Source organism: Paraburkholderia sp. RL18-101-BIB-B (assembly GCF_046026985.1).
In the GTDB taxonomy this organism is placed as follows: domain Bacteria; phylum Pseudomonadota; class Gammaproteobacteria; order Burkholderiales; family Burkholderiaceae; genus Paraburkholderia.
In genome coordinates this window covers 218,419-238,483 of sequence record NZ_JARESV010000001.1, presented here as the reverse complement: position 1 = coordinate 238,483, position 20,065 = coordinate 218,419, and the positions used below count along the sequence as shown (strand labels likewise).

Annotated in this window: 16 protein-coding genes; 9 read left to right on the top strand and 7 right to left on the bottom strand. The window is 63.2% G+C overall.

Going from position 1 to position 20,065, the window contains the following annotated elements:
• Positions 1–11 precede the first annotated feature (11 nt).
• The 7 genes from P0D73_RS01090 (at position 12) to P0D73_RS01060 (ending at position 8,465) form a co-directional block, all read left to right on the top strand.
• Positions 12–2,081: a bifunctional 2',3'-cyclic-nucleotide 2'-phosphodiesterase/3'-nucleotidase gene (locus P0D73_RS01090; protein ID WP_408429143.1), complete on the top strand. Its 2,070-nt coding sequence runs from the start codon at positions 12–14 to the stop codon at positions 2,079–2,081.
• Positions 2,078–2,824, top strand: coding sequence for a tetratricopeptide repeat protein (locus P0D73_RS01085; protein ID WP_408175032.1), 747 nt, complete (start codon positions 2,078–2,080; stop codon positions 2,822–2,824). The genes P0D73_RS01090 and P0D73_RS01085 overlap by 4 nt, the downstream gene beginning before the upstream one ends.
• A gap of 399 nt (positions 2,825–3,223) precedes the next feature.
• A complete protein-coding gene (locus P0D73_RS01080) occupies positions 3,224–3,676 on the top strand; it encodes an HU family DNA-binding protein (RefSeq protein ID WP_007177969.1) in 453 nt (150 codons plus the stop codon).
• Positions 3,677–4,077: 401 nt separating this feature from the next.
• Positions 4,078–5,487: a circularly permuted type 2 ATP-grasp protein gene (locus tag P0D73_RS01075; protein WP_132377847.1), complete on the top strand. Its 1,410-nt coding sequence runs from the start codon at positions 4,078–4,080 to the stop codon at positions 5,485–5,487.
• A gap of 165 nt (positions 5,488–5,652) precedes the next feature.
• Positions 5,653–6,603 (top strand): alpha-E domain-containing protein, encoded by a 951-nt coding sequence (locus P0D73_RS01070; RefSeq protein ID WP_132377845.1) that lies wholly within the window; start codon positions 5,653–5,655, stop codon positions 6,601–6,603.
• 12 nt (positions 6,604–6,615) lie between these two features.
• Entirely contained in the window at positions 6,616–7,416 is an 801-nt protein-coding gene (locus tag P0D73_RS01065) for a transglutaminase family protein (protein WP_132377843.1), read from the top strand.
• 176 nt (positions 7,417–7,592) lie between these two features.
• Positions 7,593–8,465: a proteasome-type protease gene (locus P0D73_RS01060; RefSeq protein ID WP_132377841.1), complete on the top strand. Its 873-nt coding sequence runs from the start codon at positions 7,593–7,595 to the stop codon at positions 8,463–8,465.
• Between the two features lie 228 nt (positions 8,466–8,693).
• On the opposite strand, the gene P0D73_RS01055 is transcribed toward P0D73_RS01060, so the two are convergent.
• Positions 8,694–9,875, bottom strand: coding sequence for a porin (locus P0D73_RS01055; protein WP_132377839.1), 1,182 nt, complete (start codon positions 9,873–9,875; stop codon positions 8,694–8,696).
• 416 nt (positions 9,876–10,291) lie between these two features.
• Positions 10,292–11,623, bottom strand: coding sequence for a YhjD/YihY/BrkB family envelope integrity protein (locus P0D73_RS01050; protein WP_408429141.1), 1,332 nt, complete (start codon positions 11,621–11,623; stop codon positions 10,292–10,294).
• 237 nt (positions 11,624–11,860) lie between these two features.
• Between P0D73_RS01050 and P0D73_RS01045 the strand changes: the two genes are divergently transcribed.
• Positions 11,861–12,400, top strand: a complete 540-nt coding sequence (locus P0D73_RS01045; RefSeq protein WP_408175370.1) for a YbaK/EbsC family protein — start codon at positions 11,861–11,863, stop codon at positions 12,398–12,400.
• A 256-nt stretch (positions 12,401–12,656) separates the two neighbouring features.
• On the top strand, positions 12,657–14,216 hold the full coding sequence (locus P0D73_RS01040) for a methyl-accepting chemotaxis protein (protein ID WP_132377835.1): 1,560 nt from the start codon (positions 12,657–12,659) through the stop codon (positions 14,214–14,216).
• Positions 14,217–14,224: 8 nt separating this feature from the next.
• Here the strand turns inward: P0D73_RS01040 and P0D73_RS01035 are convergent, their stop codons facing one another.
• From P0D73_RS01035 to P0D73_RS01015, 5 genes are all read right to left on the bottom strand, one after another.
• Entirely contained in the window at positions 14,225–14,671 is a 447-nt protein-coding gene (locus P0D73_RS01035; RefSeq protein WP_408175027.1) for a response regulator, read from the bottom strand.
• Between the two features lie 160 nt (positions 14,672–14,831).
• Complete coding sequence (locus tag P0D73_RS01030; RefSeq protein ID WP_408429138.1) at positions 14,832–16,319, bottom strand: SulP family inorganic anion transporter; 1,488 nt, start codon at positions 16,317–16,319, stop codon at positions 14,832–14,834.
• 257 nt (positions 16,320–16,576) lie between these two features.
• Entirely contained in the window at positions 16,577–17,167 is a 591-nt protein-coding gene (locus P0D73_RS01025; protein WP_132377831.1) for a BPSL1445 family SYLF domain-containing lipoprotein, read from the bottom strand.
• Between the two features lie 186 nt (positions 17,168–17,353).
• On the bottom strand, positions 17,354–18,742 hold the full coding sequence (locus tag P0D73_RS01020; protein WP_408429136.1) for an FAD-binding oxidoreductase: 1,389 nt from the start codon (positions 18,740–18,742) through the stop codon (positions 17,354–17,356).
• A gap of 349 nt (positions 18,743–19,091) precedes the next feature.
• Positions 19,092–19,853: a 3-oxoacyl-ACP reductase gene (locus tag P0D73_RS01015; RefSeq protein ID WP_408312129.1), complete on the bottom strand. Its 762-nt coding sequence runs from the start codon at positions 19,851–19,853 to the stop codon at positions 19,092–19,094.
• Positions 19,854–20,065 lie beyond the last annotated feature (212 nt).

Here is a 20,065-nt window from a genome sequence, read left to right as displayed (position 1 = left end):
GGGCGGTAAAGATGCGAGTGACCTTGATGGCAGGAAAGCGGCTGCGCGCGCGTGGCGCGATCGGCGCCTTGGGAACCGTGGGTGCGCTGAGCGCGATCGGTATAACAGCATGCAGCAGCAGTGTCGACACGCCTGCGCCGCAAGTGGCGAACGGCACGACCGCGACGCTCGCCTTGCTGGAGACCACCGACATCCACACCAATCTGCTCAGCTACGACTACTACAAGCTGGCGGAAGACAAGTCGCTCGGCCTCGAGCGCACGGCGACGCTGATCGCGGCGGCGCGCAAGGAATTCCCCAACACCCTGTTGCTCGACGACGGCGACACGATCCAGGGCACCGCGCTCGCCGACTATCAGGCGCAGGTCGCGCCGGTCGATTGCAAGACCACGCTCGGCGTCTACAAAGTCATGAATCTGCTGAAGTACGACGCGGGCACGATCGGCAATCACGAGTTCAACTACGGCCTGCCGTTTCTCGCGCAAGTGACCGGCAGCGCGTTCGACGTGCCGAACATGAGCCCGGTCGCGTCGCAGCCGGCCTGCGCGGGGCCGAACTTTCCGCTGGTGCTCTCCAACGTGCTCGGCGCGAAATCGCAGCAGCCGATCCTCAAGCCGTACACGATCCTCGAACGCACGATCACGGCCACGACGCCCGACGGCAAGACCGTCAGCGCGCCGGTGAAGATCGGCGTGATCGGCTTTACGCCGCCCGCAATCATGGCGTGGGACAAGCGCTGGCTCGACGGCAACGTCTACACGCAAGGGCTCGTGGAAAGCGCCTCGAAGTACGTGCCGGAAATGAAGGCGAAGGGCGCGCAGATCATCGTGGCGATGTCGCATGGCGGGCTCGACAACTCGACGTATTCGCCGTCGATGGAAAACGGCAGCTACTATCTCTCGAAAGTGGCCGGCATCGATGCGATGCTGATCGGCCACTCGCACCAGGTTTTCCCCGATAAAAACAGCACCGTCACGCAATTCAACCTGCCGGGTGTCGACAAGGTAAAGGGCACCGTCAACGGCGTGCCGACCGTGATGGCGAATTTCTGGGGCAAGCATCTCGGCGTGATCAAGCTCGCGCTGAACTACACGAACGGCACGTGGACGGTGGACCGCAACGCGAGCACCGCGCAAGCCCGCTCGATCCAGAACGCGGATAACAGCTACGTGGCCGTCGACCCGGCAGTCTCGCAGGCGATTGCCGCCGAACATGCGGCGACCATCAACTACGTGAAAACGCCGATCGGCACGACCGATTTCCGCATGACCACCTACTTTGCCGATGTGGGCGACGTGTCGGCCATCGAGATCGTCAACCAGGCGCAAGCGGCCTACACGCAGGACTACATCAACGCGAATCTGCCGCAATATGCGGGCATTCCGGTGCTGTCGGTGAGCGCGCCGTTCAAGAGCGGCTTTGGCGGCGGTAACGATTTCACCGACGTCGCGCAAGGCAACGTGGCGATCAACAACGCCGCCGACCTGTACCTGTACCCGAACACGATCTACGCGGTGAAGGTGACGGGCGCCGACCTGAAAGCCTGGCTCGAAACCGCGGCGAAGCGCTTCAACACGATCGATCCGGCCAACACGGCGGCGCAGGCACTCGTCAGCACGTATCCCGGCTATAACTTCGACATGATCACGTCGAAGGACTTCAGCTACGAAATCGACGTGACGCAGGCGGTCGGCAGCCGGATTCGCAACCTGAAATATCAGGGCGCGGCGATCTCGGATACGCAGTCGTTCATCGTCGCGACCAACAACTATCGCGCGAGCGGCGGCGGAAATTTCCCAGGGCTCGACGGTAGCAAGACGATTTACGCGTCGCCGGATGCGAGCCGCGACGTGCTGATCGCCTACATCAAGAAAGCGCAGACCATCAAGGCGGCGAGCAACGGCAGCGATCGTAGCTGGCGCTTCACGAAGGTGGCGACAGCCGGTCCGGTAACCTTCCTGTCGGCGCCGAACCTCACAGCGCTCGCGCAGGCCAACGGCATCAGCAACGTCGCCCAGATCCAGTCCGATGACGGTACCGGCAAGGGTCTCGCGGTCTACTCCGTGAACCTCAACCAATGAACGCGCGCGTCTCTTTGACGCTGGCGTCGGCCGTGGCCATCTGCGCGGGGACGCTCGCCACGGTGGCGGCCACGCGCGTGTCCAACGTGCAGATCGACGACTGGCAGATGCAGGGCACGGCGACGCATGCGGCCTGGCCGCTCTGGCAGTTGCGGCTGACCTCGGCGTTCGGCAACGCGACCGCGCGTGAAGCGCTCGCGGACGTGCTGGTGAGTTCGCTACAGATCGACGAGCAACGCGAAGGCGTCGAGCTTTACCGGCAACTCGCACTCGACGGCGCGCCGCGCGCGCAAGCCACGCTCGGGCGTCTGCTGTTGCGCGGCCTGCCCGGCGTCGTGCCGGACTACGTGGAAAGCCGCCGTTGGCTGACGCTGGCGGCATCGCATGATTCCCGCGATGCCCAGGCGGCCTACGATCTCGCGACGCTCTATCGCAACGGATACGGCGTGGCGCGTGATGCAGGCCTGGCGATTCGCTGGCTCGAACAGGCGGCGCAAGCGGGGCTGCCGCTCGCGCAGTTCCAGCTTGCCAACGAGTATCGCTTCGGCGCGACGCTGCCGCACAACGACGCGTTGGCGCTGCAATGGCTCACGCGCGCGGCCAATGCGGAGTTACCCGAAGCCAACCTCGCGCTGGCGATGGCGTATCGCAACGGCGAGCTCGGCTTGCTGCGCGACGAAAACGAGTATTGGGCTCACGTGAAGGAGAGCGAACACGATCTCAAACACGTCAGCCGGCAGTAAAAAAGTGTTTTGACTGCCGCCCGCGATTTCTATCGCAGGGCGAGATTGGCCGCCCCCTGCAGCGCTTTTCGCTGCAGGGGGGCGTGTTTTTTCCGCCGCATGGAAGCCGACGACGAGCGGTCCACCGGTCATCGTCCACGCAGAAAGTGCCGTTATTCATGCATCGAAATGGCTTGTAACGTACGTTACGTGTTGGTGTTGCCAGGCCCCTCGACGCACGTTTACCCGCTAAAACAAGCATCAAAATGTGTTGCGCAGTCTGCGCCGCGCAACAAACCTTCGCTGTTATACATAAAAGAGTCGCGCAAATCGTATTAGCGCTTGTAGAATCCGGCGTTGAAGCGTGCACATACCGTGTGCGCTTCGTGCAATTCACTGACCACAACAGGTAGGAGAAACATGCCGACTTCCGCAAAAAAGGTGGCCAAGAAGGCTGCTGCCCCGGTACCGACCAAGAAGGTTGCTGCAAAGAAAGTTCCTGCGAAGAAGGCCGTCGCAGCTAAGAAGGTCGCCGTGAAGGCGTCCAGCGCTCCGTCGCCGATCAAGGACACCTTCACGAAGGCCTCGCTGGCTGCACACGTCGCTGAACGCGCTGCTGTGGAACCGAAGACCGCCAAGGCTGTTCTGGCCGCGCTCGAAGACACGATCCTCGGCGCCGTGCACAAGAAGGGCGCTGGCGAATTCACGCTGTCGGGTCTTCTGAAGATCGTCGTGCAAGCTGTGCCGGCGAAGAAGAAGCGCTTCGGCAAAGACCCGTTCTCGGGCGAAGAGCGTTGGTTCCCGGCCAAGCCGGCTAGCGTGCGCATCAAGGCACGTCCGCTGAAGAAGCTGAAAGACGCAGCTGCAGGCTGATCGCGTTTCACGCGTTGCCGTTGTTTAACAATGGTTGACGCTTGAGACGCTTCGAAGGAAGTCCCCTTGGGGACGATCCGCAGTGCACGTTGTCCGAATCCCCGTGGGTGCAAATCCACGGGGATTTTTCATGCGCGCTCAGGGCGTATTGCGATTTGATTGGACGGCTCAGGGATTTCCCGGCGGCGCACCGCGGTGCCGCAAATGCACCGTACTAGCGCATCATGGGCCGCCGCAGTACGATGGCATCGAAGCCATGCCGGCCGGGATGCGCTATTCGCGTGCATGCAACCTGTTTAGTACGCGAAAAGCTCAATGGCATAGCGCTTGCTTGATCGATTGTCGAACACCGAATGCGCAGCGCATTCGCCTTCTATCCGACAACAAGAGCGGGGCGTGACATGCGATGCTATGACGAGATGCGTCATCATGACGATGCCGTGCGGCCACACTACGCGCGCTTTGAGCGGTGGCTGGTGAAGCAGGGCAACGAGGCGATCGCACGCAAGCGTGCGGAAGCCGACCTGCTGTTTCGCCGGGTCGGCATCACCTTCGCGGTGAACGGCGACCTGTCGGGCACCGAGCGGCTGATCCCATTCGACCTGATTCCGCGCATCATTCCGCGCGGTGAATGGCAGACGCTGGAGGCTGGTTTGCGCCAGCGCGTGCAGGCGCTCAATCTGTTCATCCACGACGTCTATCACGACCGCAATATCGTGCGCGCCGGTATCGTGCCGGCCGAGCAGGTGTATACCAACGCGCAATACCGGCCTGAAATGCAGGGCGTGAATGTGCCGCTCGGTGTTTACGCGCATATCGCCGGCGTCGACGTGGTGCGCGCGGGCGACGAAGGCGAGTTCTACGTGCTCGAAGACAACCTGCGGGTGCCGTCGGGCGTCTCCTATATGCTCGAAAACCGCAAGATGATGATGCGGCTTTTCCCCGAACTGTTCGTGCAGAACCGCATTGCGCCGGTCGCGCATTATCCCGATCTATTGCTCGATACGCTGCGCTCGGTCGCGCCGGAAGGCGTCGACGATCCGGTCGTGGTGGTGCTCACGCCGGGCATGTACAACTCCGCGTATTTCGAGCACACCTTCCTCGCGCAGCAGATGGGCGTGGAACTGGTGGAAGGCAAGGATCTATTTGTCGACGACAACTATGTGTTCATGCGCACCACGCAGGGGCCGAAGCGCGTCGACGTGATCTACCGCCGCGTCGACGACGATTTTCTCGATCCGCTCGCGTTCCGTAACGACTCGGCGCTCGGCGTGCCGGGTCTCCTGACCGCGTATCGCGCCGGCCGCGTGGCGCTCGCGAATGCGATGGGCACCGGCATCGCCGACGACAAATCGATCTACCCGTACGTGCCGGAAATGATCGAGTTTTACCTCGGCGAGAAGCCGATCCTCAATAACGTGCCCACGTTCCAGTGCCGCAAGCCGGACGATCTGGCGTACACGCTCGCGCATTTGCCGGAGCTGGTCGTGAAGGAAGTGCACGGCGCGGGCGGCTACGGCATGCTCGTCGGACCGGCTTCGACGAAAGCCGAAATCGAAGCATTCCGTGAGCGCTTGATCGCGCGTCCGGCGGGGTACATCGCACAGCCCACGCTGGCGCTTTCCGCGTGTCCGACCTTCGTCGAAGCCGGCATCGCGCCGCGCCATATCGACTTGCGTCCGTTCGTGCTGTCCGGCAAGACCGTCACGATGGTCGCCGGCGGACTGACGCGCGTGGCCCTGCAGGAGGGATCGCTGGTCGTCAATTCGTCGCAGGGAGGCGGGACCAAAGATACGTGGATGGTCGACTGACGCGGTTGCCGATGCGGTTGCCCAGGCTTCACGCAACCGCGCCTGCAACCCAACGCGCCGGGGCAGCAAGCGATACGCGACTCGCACGCCACCGGCGCACACGGATAACCAGCGCGGGCCTTTTACTTTGACGAGGCCTCGCGTCATCAGATACGGAACGCCGTCATGCTAAGCCGAACCGCCGATCACCTTTTCTGGATGGCCCGCTACATGGAGCGCGCGGAGAACACCGCCCGCATGCTCGATATCAACCTGAAGGCGCTGCTGTTGCCGCAGACGCCCGACCAGGAGGCGCGCGCGCAACGCTCGGTGCTGCGCATCTCCGAACTCGAAACCGCGTTCGCGCAGCGCTACGACGAACCGACCCGCGAACACGTGCTCGATTTCATGGTGGCCGATGCGACCAATCCGTCGAGTATTCATTCGTGTCTGCAGGCCGCGCGCGAAAATGCCCGCGCCGTGCGCGGCACGCTGACGACCGAGTGGTGGGAAACCATCAACGATACGTGGCTCGAATTCAATGAGCGCGCTTCGTCCGGCCAGGCCGCGAGCAATCCGGGCGCGTTGTTCGAATGGGTCAAGTTCCGCTCGCATCTGTCGCGCGGCGTGACGATCGGCACCGCGCTGCAGGACGACGCGTTCTTCTTCACACAGTTGGGCACCTTCCTCGAACGCGCCGACAACACCGCGCGGATTCTCGACGTGCGCTTTGCCGACGTCGAACCGAATTCACGCGACGCCGCACGCCAGCTCGAAGACTTCTATTACTGGACCTCGATTCTGAGCTCGGTGTCGGCGCTGGAGATCTATCGCAAGGTGTATCGCGACGTCGTCACGCCGGCGCGCGTGGTCGAACTGATGATCCTGAATCAGCAGATGCCGCGTTCGCTGCTGGCGTCGCTCGAAGGCGTCTGCGTGAATCTGGCGATGCTGCGCACATCGGGCTCCAACCAGTGCGAACGGTTCGCCGGCAAGCTGCGCGCCGAACTCGTGTACTCCGACATCCGGCAGATTTTCGAAGCCGGCCTGCACGCCTATCTGACACAGTTCCTCGCTCGCGTGTTCGAGCTGGGCAATCTGGTTGCGCGTACCTATCTGATGTTGCCAGTCGCCTGACGGAGTTCTTTTATGTACCTGACGATCCGCCACGACACGTCCTATCGCTACGAAGCGACTGTCCATTATTCGATCCAGCAATTGCGTCTGACGCCGGCGAGCGGCGCCTCGCAGGTCGTGCGGCGCTGGAGCATCGACGCGCCGGGCAAGCTCGACGCGACCTTCGACGCCTACGGCAACGTGCTGCACACGCTGGTCATCAACAAGCCGCATAGCGAGATTCGCCTGCACGTGGCCGGCGAAGTGGACACGATTCCGCTGATCGACGGTCATTTGCCCGACGCAGTCGGCCCGATTCCGCTCGAGCATTTCACCTGCTCCACGCGGCTGACCGAGGCCGATGGCGCGGTCCGTGAACTGGCCGAATCCGTGCCGAACCTGACGAGCTCGGCGAATCTGATCGCGCTGTCCGAGCAGATCCTGCAGCGCGTGAAGTACAACCCCGGCATTACCGAAGTCACCAGCACGGCCGCCCAGGCGCTCGCGCTCGGCAACGGCGTGTGCCAGGACCACGCGCATCTGATGCTAGCGTGCTGCCGCGCGCGCGGCATCCCGGCGCGCTACGTGAGCGGCTATATCGAACCCGGCGAGGTGACGCACGGCGCGAGCCATGCGTGGGTGGACGTGTGGCTCGAAGGCAAGGGCTGGATTTCCATCGACGTCACGCATGCCGCGTTTGCCAGCGAAATCTACTGCCGCCTCGCCGTCGCGCGAGACTATGAAGCGGCTGCTCCGGTGCGCGGCCGGCGTATCGGCGGGCTGGAAGAACAGCTCAAAGTGTCCGTTACGGTCAGCTCGCAGCTGTCACAATAGACGCAGAAGGAGGGCGGTCCGCGGAGCGGGCCTGGAGGCGCGAGCGCGCGCCAGCCCTCATATCTATTCAGCTGAGGCCCGCAAAGGCCGATAAACAGGAACAAAGCACGATAGAGGCGCATGCGCGCCGCATTACAATAGCGGCGTTCAGTTGTTTTTTGCGGGTACCTTTCCTTATGACTTACTGTGTAGCGATGTCCGTCGACGACGGTCTCGTGTTCCTCTCGGACACGCGCACCAATGCGGGCGTCGATCACATCAGCACCGCGCGCAAGATGTCGGTGTTCGAGCTGCCGGGCGAGCGCATGCTCACGCTGCTGGGCGCGGGCAATCTGTCGCTCACCCAGGCGGTGCTGCACGAGTTGTCCGAGCCCACGGATCCTTCCCAGCCCACGCTCTGGAGCGCGCCTACCATGGCCGACGCGGCCCGCGTGATCGGCCGCGCGGTGCGCTGCGTGCATCAGCGCGAGGCGGAGGCGCTGCAGGAATTCGGCGTCGACTTCAATTGCAGCTTCATTCTCGGCGGGCAGATCGCGGGCAACCGGCCGCGCCTGTTCATGATCTACGCGGCGGGGAATTTCATCGAGGCGTCGGCGGTGAATCCGTATTTCCAGATCGGCGAGGCCAAGTACGGCAAGCCGATCATCGACCGCGTGCTGACGCCGTCCACGCCGCTCGACGAAGCCGCCAAGTGCGCGCTGATCTCCATGGATTCGACGCTGCGCTCGAACCTGTCGGTCGGCTTGCCGCTCGATCTGCTGGTTTATCAAAAGGACACGCTGCGCGTCACGCGCTTCGTCTCGATCGATCACGACAATACGTACTTCGAGATGATTCACCGCACCTGGGGCGAGCGGCTGCGCCAGGTGTTCGGCGAGATCCCCGATCCGGACTGGCAGGAATCGCCGAATGTGCCGCTGTTACAGCGGGAGCGGGCGCTGGTGCTGCATCGCGCGCCGGTGGGCGCTGACGGCATCGAGCATGAACTCGATGCGAAGCCCGCGCAGACGTTGGCGCAGGCTGAGCGGGGCAAGGCGCAGCGAAAGTAGGCTGAGCGGCGTATCCGCGCTTGCTTGCTTCAGCGCTCCGGCGCTTCGAGCGCGCGAGGTATCACACCAAAGGTCGTCAGCAGCCTGAATCAGGCTTGCTGACGGCCTTTTTCATTTGTGTCGTCCCGAAGAAGCAAAGAACTCAGGACGAAAAAAAACCAGCCATGGGCTTCTCGCCCGTGGCTGGTCTTCAACTGCGTGTTGCTTCAGCAGTCCGTCAAAGTTCGATTAGAACTTGTGGCGGATGCCCAGGCTGACCATCTCTTGCGAGCTGGAAGCCGAGTTGTAGCTATACGAACCGATTGCTGCGCCTGCATCGACCAGCGTGCCGGCCGACGTGCGTTGCTGGCCGCTTGCGTGCTGATATGCGCCAACCAGGTAGATGTCCGTGCGCTTCGACAGGTTGTAGTCGCCGCCCAGGGAAACCTGGTGATACGTTGCGCTCGAATCGCCGCTAGCCTTGGTGTAGATGTAGCCCACGCCAACCAGCATTGCCGGCGTTGCCTGGTAACCCAGGTATGCGCCGCCGATGTTGTACTTCTCGGTCGAACCGAAGCCCGAATTCGCATCCGGCTTGTACTGTGCGTTGCTGTAGCGCAGGTTAGCCGTGAACGGGCCTGCGACGTATTGCAGAGCGACCGAAGCGATGCCGATCGACTTGGCCGCGGCGTATGCGCCGTTGACCTGGTTGTCGAACGTGCCGTCCGACGTGCTGCCGTTCCAGCCCACCGAGCCTGCCGCCGTGCGGCTAGCCAGCGTGTTGCCGTTGTCTGCGCGGAAGTAACCGGCAGCGACGCTGAACGGACCCGTTGCGTACGTTGCAGCACCCGACCACGTTTGGCCCGAACCCGTTGCGCCAGCCACGCCGCCCAGAGCGTACATGCCTTCGAACTGGAAGCCGCCCCACACCGGCGAGGTGTACTTGATGGCGTTGTTCGTGCGCGAGGAGTTGTCGTTGTTGTCGACGTCGCCCGGCGTGGTGAAGGTGGAACCGAAGTAGTTGTCAGCCGTCAGCGGCTGGACCAGATCGACCAGCGGGTCGTACTGACGACCCAGCGTGACCGTACCCCATTGATCGCCCGTCAGGCCCACGAACGCTTGACGACCGAACATCCGGCCGCCTTGACCCAGCTTGCCGCTGTTCACGTCAAAGCCGTTTTCCAACTGGAAGATTGCCTTCAGGCCACCGCCCAGGTCTTCCGTGCCCTTCAAGCCGAAACGGTCACCTTGAAGGTTGCCGGCGAACATGGCTACCAGGTTCTTGTTCTGGCCAGCGGAATCCACCGTGTTGTGAACGTACTGGATCGATTCGTCGATCAAGCCGTACAGAGTTACGCTGCTTTGAGCATGTGCCACGCCAGTGACGCCGAGCAGCGCCAGCGAGAGGGTAGACAGTGCGATTCGTTTCATCCATTTCTCCACGCAGATGATTAGTTTCTTTGTTGCGGAAAGGAGAATAGCTCAGAGGGTCAATTGGCAAGAACTGGAAAAAAAAGAGTGTCTCCAAAAACTGACAAACCACGCAAAGCCTTGTATTTAAAGCGCGTTAACGATTATTTCTGTTTCCGCAACATTTATTCATTGACTCAGCATTATTGTTGTTTTGTTGACAGTGACTGCTCCGTTACGTGTACTTTCGACACTGATTTGAATGTAGTTTGTAATGAAGTCGTCTAAGTTTCCTGCCTGTTTTGTAGCGTTTCCATAAAAATCGAGACGGATTCGCTTGACGACGCGGCTAGACAGGGTTTCGGCGCTGTGAGCAGGTGCTACCGTCCGGGCTGACGGGTGCAGCCCTGGTAACTGGCCTGGTTGCAACTTGCGATTTAGTGGTTGCTGTCGTCGGTATTGCGGCGCGCGACCATCACCGCGGCGAGCCCAGCGGTCGCCGCGAATAGCACCGACGTCCACGGATGGCGCCTCACGTAGCGATCAGCCGCAACGGCTTTGCGGCTCGCCTCAATGAGCGTGACGGCCGCGATGCGCGTCGCTTGCGCTTCGGCCAGCACGACCGTACGGCCGACCTTGAGCGCCGTCGCTCGCGCCGACGGCCTGTTTCTGGAGTGCACCCGGAAAGTCCCCACCGGCGCTGCGCCGCTGAGTGCGCCCGCCTTTGCGTTGCGCATCGCGGGGGCGAGCGCGGCGTCGCGCAAAGCGGTGCGTCCGTCCGGTTCCGCGTCGGCGTGCGGCACGGCATCCGCCGCCATCGTCGATGCCGCCAGAACCGAGGCGAGCTTGGCGCGGCTGCCGGGCGGCGTGTCGTCCTGTATGCCCCAGCCACCGCGCGGATCGTGCATGCGCCCGCGCGCCGCCGAAAATTCCGCGCCGAGCAGCAGCACGGCGGCGGAGAAGTACAGCCACATCAGCAGCACGGCGAGCGAGCCGGCTGCGCCGAACGAGGTGGCCATGCCGGCGTGCGCGAGATACAGCGCGAACAGCTTCTTGCCCGCCGAAAACAGCACGGCCGCGACTATCCCGCCGACGAGCGCATCCCGCCAGCGCACGCGGGCATCCGGCAGGAACTTGAGCAAGCCGGCGAAGGCGAACGCCAGCACGAGCAGACCGACGCCGAGTTGCATAAGATTGCCGATCACGACATACGGCGAGTCGCCCCACAGCCATTTGCCGATGAAGATAATGACCGTATCGAGCACCAGCGAAACAATCAGCAGGAACGCGACGCCCAGCACCAGCCCGAACGAGATCAGGCGCACGCGCACCAGCGCGATCACGCTCGACGAGCGCGGCCCCGTGTACGGCCACACTATATTGAGTGCGCTGTTGAGCGACGAGAAGGTGGCCGAAGCGCCGATCACCAGTGTCGCGAGCGAAATGATCGCCGCTACGCCGCCGGCGCTGCCGCTGTGATGGGCGTTCTCGACAATGGTTTGCACGCCCGCGGCGGCCTGATCGCCGAGCAAGCCGTGAATGTGGTCGAACAACTCGCCGCGCGCGGCTTCGGCGCCGAAGAACCAGCCGGCCACGGCGATCACCATGACCAGCGTGGGCGCGAGCGAGAACGCGGCATAGAAGGCGATGCTGGCGGCCATCGCAGCGCAGCGGTCTTCGGAGAACTGTTTGAAGGCGCCGATGGCCCAGTTGGCCTGCTTGCGGGCCACCAGTTGGAGGTTCTCGGCGGAAAGCGTGTCGATATCCATGGTCGTGTTTCCCAATGGGTGCTGGCGCCGCGCGGGCAAGACGAGGTGGCGGGTGCGGACCGGGGGCTGACTGTTCAAGGAGCTTAGCCACGGTCTTCGCGTCAAAGCCTTTCGCAAACCTTGTGCCTGTCACTATAACAAGCGTGACCGGCGCGCGCCGCCTGCGTGCCGGGCGGCACACCTCGGGCGAGGAGTGCCGTTAGAATGCCGAGGGATCCTCCTACACTTTTGCTCACTATGCACTCGCACGAACTCGTACAGCGGCTGGACGTCATTGCAGCGGAACAACTGGGCGCGCATTTGCCTGCGCATGTGGTCGAGCAATTGCCGGCGCATGGCGTAACGGTTTTCTCCGTCACCGACGACGCGTCGGATACCGCCGCATTCAGTGCGCGCTACGGCTTCGGTCTGGAAGACTGCGCGAACACGATCGTGATCCGCTACAAGAAAGAGGGCGCCGAGCATTACGCGGCGGTGGTCTCGCTGGGTTCGCTGCGGCTCGACATCAACGGCGCGGTGAAAGCGGCGCTGGGCGCGCAGCGGCTTTCGTTCGCCAAGCGGGAAGCGGCGGTGGAGCACAGCGGCATGGAGTTCGGCGGCATCACGGCTTTCGGCTTGCCGGACGACTGGCGCATTCTCGTCGATGCCGCCGTTATGGAGCGGACCCAGATCGTCATGGGCGCGGGCGTGCGAGCCGCCAAGTTGTTGCTGGCGCCCGACGTGTTGCGTCAATGGCCGCGCTGCGAAGTTGCGTCGCTGACGCTGCCGGCGGAGTGAGGCTCGGCTCGATCCGCAAGCACGACATCAAATTAGGCGAAGGGCGCCGCCGCGCGCGTGTCTCTTAGTAAACAGAGCCAGCCGGGTTCGCGCTCCGGCCGGAGCCTGCCACACCCACGTCCTGGCCCGGCGTCCGAAGCCGACCGGCAAAGCCTGAAGTTTTCCCCCGCTCCGCCGTTAATCCAAAGAGTGACATGAACCGCCGCGGCGTCCGCCGCGAGGCGGCGCGTCGACGACAAGTACAAGGGATACGGAGATGGAACGGTTTCGCCTGAAGGTGCGGCTTTGGCTTGCACTAGCAGTCATGTGCATGGGAATTCTGGCAATCGGCCTGTGGGGCGCTTTCAAAACACGCGACACGATGATCGCCGACCGCCAGGCCGAACTGAAGAGCGTGGTCAGCGTGGCGTACAGCGTGCTCGATCGCTATAACGGCCTGGTCGCCGCGGGCACCATGCCGCTCGCCGACGCGCAGCGCACGGCGATGGCCGATCTGCGCGCCATGCGCTACGACGGTGCAGGCGGCTACCTCGTGATCGAGGACGCGCATGCCCGCGTGCTGATGCACGGCGTGCGCGCCGACCTCGAAGGCAAGGACATGAGCGGCTTCACCGACCCGCAAGGCCGCCACGTATTCAAGGACGGCTCCGATCTCGCCCAGCGAGAAGGCGAAGGCTTCATCCACTTGCAGTTCCTGAAGCCGGGCTCCAACGAAATGGCGCCGAAGATCAACTACGTGCGGCTGTACAAGCCGTGGGACTGGACGATCGTCACCGGCGTATTCACCGACGATATCGACGCCGCGTTCTACACGACACTCATCCAGTATGTGGGCGCCGCGCTGCTGCTGTGCCTGGTCGTGTCACTCGTGATCGGCGTGATTCTGCGCAGCATTTTGCGCCAACTCGGCGGCGAACCGGCGTACGCGGCGCAGATCGCCGCGCGTATCGCCGACGGCGACCTCGACGTGACGGTGGAGACGAAAGCCGGCGACGAAACCAGCCTGCTGGCCGCGATGCAGCGCATGCAGCAGCGCCTCGCGCAGGCGATCGCGCAGATTCGCGGCGGCGCGACGCTGATCTCGACGGTGTCCAACGAAATCGCCGCCGGCAATGCAGACCTGTCGCGCCGTACCGAGCAGCAGGCCACCGCGCTCGGCGAAACCGCGTCGAGCATGGAGCAGATCACCGCGACCGTGAAGCAGAACGCCGACAACGCGAAGCAGGCGAGCCAGTTGGCGCATAACGCATCGGAGACGGCGGCGCGCGGCGGCGAAGTGGTCGGCCAGGTGGTCGAGACGATGCGCGGCATTTCGCAGTCGTCGCATCGGATCGGCGACATCATCGGTGTGATCGAGGGGATCGCGTTTCAGACCAACATTCTTGCTTTGAACGCGGCGGTCGAAGCGGCGCGCGCCGGCGAGGAAGGACGCGGCTTCGCCGTGGTGGCGGGCGAAGTGCGCAGCCTCGCGCAGCGCAGCGCGGCGGCCGCGAAGGAGATCAAGACGCTGATCGAAGAGTCCGCGGCACAGATCGAAGGCGGCTCGCAGTACGTCAGCCGCGCCGGCGAAACCATGCAGGAAGTCGTGCAGGCGGTGCGTCGCGTGACGGACATCATGGGCGAGATCAGCGCGGCTTCGGTGGAGCAAAGCTCGGGCATCGAGCAGGTCAACATCGCGGTGGCGAGCATGGATCAGACGACCCAGCAGAACGCAGCGTTGGTGGAAGAAGCGAGCGCGTCAGCGGATGTGCTGAAAGCGCAGACCGGGCAGCTCAGCGCGGCGATTGCCGTGTTCACACTGCCAGAAGGCCGCTGACCGGCCGCTCACGCCTGGGCGAAGTGGTTTTCGAGAATATCCGCCACGCGCCAGAGCGAACAGGGGCGCCGGCAATGGCCGTCGAAGCCGGCGTCTTTCAGCAGGCCGATCGGGTCGAGCGGCCAGACGTTGCTCATGGCCAGCATCAGGACGTCGGCATTGGACCGTTCCGCGCGCGCCGTGCGCGTGAATTCATAGCTGGAAACGGAGTCCAGGCGCGTGTCGAGTAAAACCGCGTGCGGCTTCCACCACTTCAGAAAGCTTTGCATCTTGATCAGATCTGCGGCGTAGATCGCGTCGTAGCCCTTCAGCGAAAGCAGCAACACCAGCGATTCGCCGATCGCCTTGTCACGATGTCCTATTAGAACGCGGCGCGATTGCCTGGCATCCGCTGCGCTTCTGCGTTTCCAGATCGCAAACTCGGTTTCATCGTCGAGCGATACGCGTCTTGTCACGGTGGCCTCCGAAGACTGCACGCGGAACGTCTACTGTAGTACGAAAAACCGACGGTCTCGGGAAATATTACCTTCGATCAGTGTTTGCACCAGGTGCAAATTGGCGTTAGAAATTCGTCAGGTTGCGCGCGCAACTTTCAGGTGTCCGTGCTGCCATTCGTCATGCAAATGCAATTCCGGCGCGGCTCAGCAGACGCTCGTTGCGCTCGGACAAGTTCTTCATACGTAGCTCCTTGCCGGCCTTTCGATAACGTTCGACCAAGCCTTGCAATGCCGCAAGCGCCGAATGATCGGCCAACAGCAGATCGCGGCAGTCGACCGTGACGCGCTCGGGATCTTTTACCGGGTCGAAAAGCTCGTGAAAACGCGTGGTCGATGCGAAGAACAGCGTGCCGCGCGGCGCGTAGATTTTGTCGCCGGCGCGATCTTCGACATGCGCGTGAATTTCACGAGCGTGCTGCCACGCGAAATTGAGCGCGGCGATCACGATGCCGCACAGCACGGCGATCGCCAGATCGGAGAACACGGTGATGATGGTGACCGCCACGATCACCAGCGCGTCGTTGCGCGGCACCTTGCCCAGCACCCGCAGCGAGCCCCATGCGAAAGTTTGCTGCGCGACCACGAACATCACGCCGACGAGTGCCGCCAGCGGAATGCGCTCGATCAGCGGGGACAGGAACAGGATGTACATCAGGATCATCACGCCGCTGACGATACCAGACAGGCGCGAACGGCCGCCTGAATTCAGATTGATCATGGTCTGGCCGATCATGGCGCAGCCGCCCATGCCGCCGAACAAACCCGAGGCGATATTCGCCGCGCCGAGCGCGAGGCATTCGCGGTTCGGCTGGCCGCGCGTTTCGGTGATCTCGTCAGTCAGATTGAAGGTGAGCAGCGTTTCCAGCAGGCCGACGATCGCCATCAGCACCGCGTAGGGCAGCACCACATGCAGCGTGTCCAGATTCAGCGGGACGCTCGGCATATGCAGACTCGGCAGGCCGCCCGCAATGTGCGCCATGTCGCCTAGCGTGCGCGTCGGCACATGCAGCAACTGCGTGAAGAGACCCACGCCGACAATCGCCACCAGCGCGGGCGGCGCCGCGCGCGTGAGCCGGGGCAGCAGATAGACGATCGCCATGGTCAGCGCCACGAGTCCGCACATCATCAGCAGCGCGCTGCCGTGCAGCCATTGTTCGCCTTGCGGCGTGGTCTGTCTGAAGTGCGCGAGCTGCGCCATCGCGATGATGATCGCCAGCCCGTTGACGAAGCCGAGCATCACCGGATGCGGGACCATGCGGATCAGTTTGCCGAGCCGCAGCGCGCCGAATAGCACCATCAGCATCCCGCTGAGGATCACTGTTGCGAGCAGATATTGCGCACCGTGTTGCACGACGAGCGCGACGATGACCACCGCCATCGAACCGGCGGCCCCGGAAATCATGCCGGGCCGTCCGCCGAACAACGCCGTGATGGCGCAGATGAAGAAAGCGCCGTACAGGCCCATCAACGGATTGAGGTGGGCAACCAGCGCGAAGGCGATGCATTCCGGCACCAGCGCGAACGACGAGGTCAGTCCTGCGAGGACATTGCTTTTGATGCCGGGCAGCGTGGCGAGCCAGCCGTGAGTGGGACGAGCGGTGTTCATCTTCTGCTAGGTGGGAAGTCCGGGCAAACGGCGCGTATGTAAGCGAGACGCGCGTATGCGAACAGATGAGTGTCCCGGCCTGAGGCGCAGCGGTGGCCGGGCAAGATTGCAAAAAGCGTGGATTTTACAGCAGTGCGGTCAGGGTGACCGGGAGGCGGGCAACGCAGTGGCAGCGTCCGCGCCGGGCCGGGCGGAGATGCCACGCAACCGGCGAGGCGGCTGCGTGGCAATGCGCGTGTGCGTTCAGACTCAAATACTCAAATCATCAGACGCGAGACCTTGGTGCCCTCGAGCGATATGCCGGCCATCAGGCCGCCGTTCGTCAGCACAAAGGCTTCGACCGGACTCGTGGCGGTCGACGTGTCGACCGCGCCGTTCGCGCCGATCTTCAGCAAGGCGACGGTGGCATCCGCGCCGGCAGCCCAGCCTTGGCTGCTGGTGAATTTGTCGAGTGCATCTTGCGTCATGAACAGGAATATGAGGGCCTTCGACTGCGCGCCGATCTGCAAACCGAACGAGCCCGCGACGGTGCTGTAGTAACCGGTCGTGCGGCCGGCCACGCGCAGCGCGCCTTCGCCGTACTGGCCGCCGACCCAGAAGCCCGCCGAGATGACGTTCGGGAACACCAGAATGCCGCGTGCTTTGGCCACCAGTTCACGCGAGCCGGCGACGTTCTCGTAGAGACGCGACAGCGTGGAATCGACTCCCGCGTTGATGCTGTCACGCTTGCCGGCGTTGGCCGAAGGCGATGCGCTCGAGGACGGCGACGTCGTCGTGCAGCCCGCGAGGCCGAAACCTGCAGTGGCGAGCGCGGCGCTGGTGGTCATGATGAATTGTCGTCTGCGCATGATTGTTTTCCTTTTGCGTTATTGACGTTATGAAGTGGCGTTTTTCGTTTCCAAGGAAGCGGTAGGGCCGTGACGCCGGCACGCCCGTACGTCAATTGCTAACCAGCACTTTGCGTGCCCGGCCCCGCCGCGCGTTAGCGGGGACAAGGCGCAAGATCCCGGCGCCCGTTCCCCGCCTGTCTATGACTACGCCGACGGCCGGATGTTCTGGTTGTGACGGAACAGGTTGCGTGGATCGTAGCGGTTTTTTACACCGACGAGGCGTTCGTAATTCGGCCCGTACGCATCTGCGACGCGTCCACCTTCCTCCTCCGTCATGAAGTTGACGTAGACGCTGCCGAGCGCGAACGGCGCCGCTGCATCGAAAAATGCGCGGGCCCAGCGGACACAGCGCTCGTCGTCGCTCGCATCGTCCCAGCGGCCGTGCACGTTCATCGCGTACAGCGTGTCGCGGCTCGAATAGGCGGTGGCTTCGACTGGGACGCGCTGGGTCTGCTCGCCGATCTGTCCGAAGAAAATCTCGCATTGCGGCGACGGCAGGTTGTCGATCGCGGCGAGCAGCGCGTCGATGAGGCCGTCCGGAATCTCGTCGAGATTGTGCGATTTCCAGTAGTTGCGCGCGCCCGGCGTGAGCAGCGGGTCGAACGCCTGTTGCCACATGACAAACGGCATTGGGCCGAGATGTTCGCCGAGCGGCGTTCCAAAGGCGCGCACGAATTCCACCGCGGCCGGACCGCTTTCGACGTCGCCGGTATAGCACATCGCGAAGACGATCACCGGCTTGCCGTGTACTTCGGGTGGCAGAAAGGGCAACGGCGGCGCGAGTCGCAGCACGGCCCACACGCTCAGTTCCTGCGGCATGCCGGCGTTAGCGGCGCGGTATTTGAGCAGGGCGTCCCTCGCCTGGTCGATCGGCAGGACCACGAGGCCGCCGTACACCAGTGGTCCGACCGGATGCAGGGCGAACTCGAATCGCGTGACGACGCCGAAATTGCCGCCGCCGCCGCGAATGGCCCAGAACAGATCTTCGTGCGAATCGGCGCTCGCGTGGACCAGTTCGCCCTCGGCGGTGACGACGTCGGCTGACACCAGATTGTCCACGGTCATGCCGTATCTACGGCTCAGCCAGCCGAAGCCGCCGCCGAGCGTCAGGCCCGCGACGCCGGTGGTGGAGTTGATGCCGAGCGGCGTGGCGAGTCCGAAGGCCTGCGCTTCATGATCGAAATCGCGCAGCGTCGCGCCCGGTTCGACATACGCGCGACGGACCGCGGGATCGATGCGCACCGATTTCATCTGCGACAGGTCGAGCACGACGCCGTCGTTGCACAATGCGCTGCCGCCGATGTTGTGGCCGCCGCCGCGAATTGCGAGCGGCAGGCCGTTGTCGCGCGCGAACGCCACGCCGCGGCGCACGTCGGCTACGCCTGCGCAACGCAGGATGATCGCCGGACGCCGGTCGATCATCGCGTTCCAGATGCTGCGGGCTTCATCGAAGCTCGCGTCGCCGGGCAGCAGAACCTGGCCCCGCATGGCGGTTTTCAATTCGTCGACGGCGCTGCTGGACACATTAACCATGACTCAAACTCCTGATAGTGGTGGAGATTTGCAGAACACTATTCAGCTGACCAAAGCAAATCGGAAGTGTTCTGAAAGCTTGTTTTGCGTCCAGTAAACGAGTCTGCCTCCTGAAGTCAAACAAAGGTAAACCCGCGTTCTTTACCGATTGTGCGCAGGAGCTCGCGCGGCAAGCGTCCGCGGGCCTTGACGGTGGCGCTAGCCCATCCAGGCGCCGCGGATGGTGGAAATGCTTCGGAAAAAGATACTGACGGGAAGTGTTGGTTGTGCCGCGGCGTGGTGGGTGCGCAGCGACACTTCCTGGTTTGGCTCGCGCGAATGGGCGGCGCACGAGCCGTGAGCGAACCGCTCAGCCCTTCACGAGGCCGCCGTCGACGATCAGGTTCTGGCCGGTCACCGCGCGTGACCACGGCGACAGGAAGAACAGAACGGCATCCGCGAACTCTTCCGGTGTCGTGACGCGGCGCACCGGCGTGGAGCTCGCGATCAGGTCGAAGACGAATTCCGGCGTGGCCGCGCTTGCGTCGGTGGTGCGCAGCAGTCCACCCGACACCATGTTCACCGTGATGCCGTCCGGACCGAGATCGTGGGCGGCGGTACGCGTAAGCGACAACAGCGCCGCTTTGGCCGCGGTGTAGTCGTGATAGGGAACCACGGGGTTCTGAAACAGATTGGTGCCCACGTTGACGATGCGGCCGAACCCTCGCGAACGCATGCCGGCGACCGCCGCCTGAATCGTATTGAGCGCGCCTTTAAGCGAGCCGTCGAGTTGCTGCTGGAAACGCGCCCAGTCGATGGAGTCGATTTTCGGGCGAGCGTCGCCGTCGAACTGGAAGTCGGCCAGCGCGTTGTTCACTACCGACACGATCGGTTGCCCGGTTTGCACCTGTGCTTTTTCAAACAGGCGCGTGACGGCGGCCGCGTCGGTGACGTCCGCCCGAAGCGGCAGCACACGATCGCCCAATTCCTCTTTCAGCGCGAGAGCCGCTGTTTCGCTGTTACGGTAGTTCACGACCACGCTCGCGCCTTCGCGCACCAGCGCGCGCGTGATCGCCGCACCGAGTCCGCGAGCGCCGCCCGTGACCAGCACCCATTGTTCGGATAGAAGCATCTGTTTTCCTGTTCTCGATGAAATTGCGATGCTCGTATTGTCGCCCGATTCAGGATTCGCGCTCGCTCCGTGCGATGGCGCATACATCGCGAACGAATTCAAAAAGGAATTGGTGGTGGATTCGCGCGGCAATTGGAATGCGGTGCGTGCCACAAGTTTTATATGGCGAGGAAGGGTAGTCGATCCGATGATGAAATGCTTTTGTTCGCTCG

Bases quoted from the DNA above. Each gene is read 5' to 3' on its own strand.
- P0D73_RS01090 (WP_408429143.1), top strand. From the start codon at position 12: ATGCGAGTGACCTTGATGGCAGGAAAGCGGCTGCGCGCGCGTGGCGCG.
- P0D73_RS01085 (WP_408175032.1), top strand. From the start codon at position 2,078: ATGAACGCGCGCGTCTCTTTGACGCTGGCGTCGGCCGTGGCCATCTGC.
- P0D73_RS01080 (WP_007177969.1), top strand. From the start codon at position 3,224: ATGCCGACTTCCGCAAAAAAGGTGGCCAAGAAGGCTGCTGCCCCGGTA.
- P0D73_RS01075 (WP_132377847.1), top strand. From the start codon at position 4,078: ATGCGATGCTATGACGAGATGCGTCATCATGACGATGCCGTGCGGCCA.
- P0D73_RS01070 (WP_132377845.1), top strand. From the start codon at position 5,653: ATGCTAAGCCGAACCGCCGATCACCTTTTCTGGATGGCCCGCTACATG.
- P0D73_RS01065 (WP_132377843.1), top strand. From the start codon at position 6,616: ATGTACCTGACGATCCGCCACGACACGTCCTATCGCTACGAAGCGACT.
- P0D73_RS01060 (WP_132377841.1), top strand. From the start codon at position 7,593: ATGACTTACTGTGTAGCGATGTCCGTCGACGACGGTCTCGTGTTCCTC.
- P0D73_RS01055 (WP_132377839.1), bottom strand. From the start codon at position 9,875: ATGAAACGAATCGCACTGTCTACCCTCTCGCTGGCGCTGCTCGGCGTC.
- P0D73_RS01050 (WP_408429141.1), bottom strand. From the start codon at position 11,623: ATGGATATCGACACGCTTTCCGCCGAGAACCTCCAACTGGTGGCCCGC.
- P0D73_RS01045 (WP_408175370.1), top strand. From the start codon at position 11,861: ATGCACTCGCACGAACTCGTACAGCGGCTGGACGTCATTGCAGCGGAA.
- P0D73_RS01040 (WP_132377835.1), top strand. From the start codon at position 12,657: ATGGAACGGTTTCGCCTGAAGGTGCGGCTTTGGCTTGCACTAGCAGTC.
- P0D73_RS01030 (WP_408429138.1), bottom strand. From the start codon at position 16,319: ATGAACACCGCTCGTCCCACTCACGGCTGGCTCGCCACGCTGCCCGGC.
- P0D73_RS01025 (WP_132377831.1), bottom strand. From the start codon at position 17,167: ATGCGCAGACGACAATTCATCATGACCACCAGCGCCGCGCTCGCCACT.
- P0D73_RS01020 (WP_408429136.1), bottom strand. From the start codon at position 18,742: ATGGTTAATGTGTCCAGCAGCGCCGTCGACGAATTGAAAACCGCCATG.
- P0D73_RS01015 (WP_408312129.1), bottom strand. From the start codon at position 19,853: ATGCTTCTATCCGAACAATGGGTGCTGGTCACGGGCGGCGCTCGCGGA.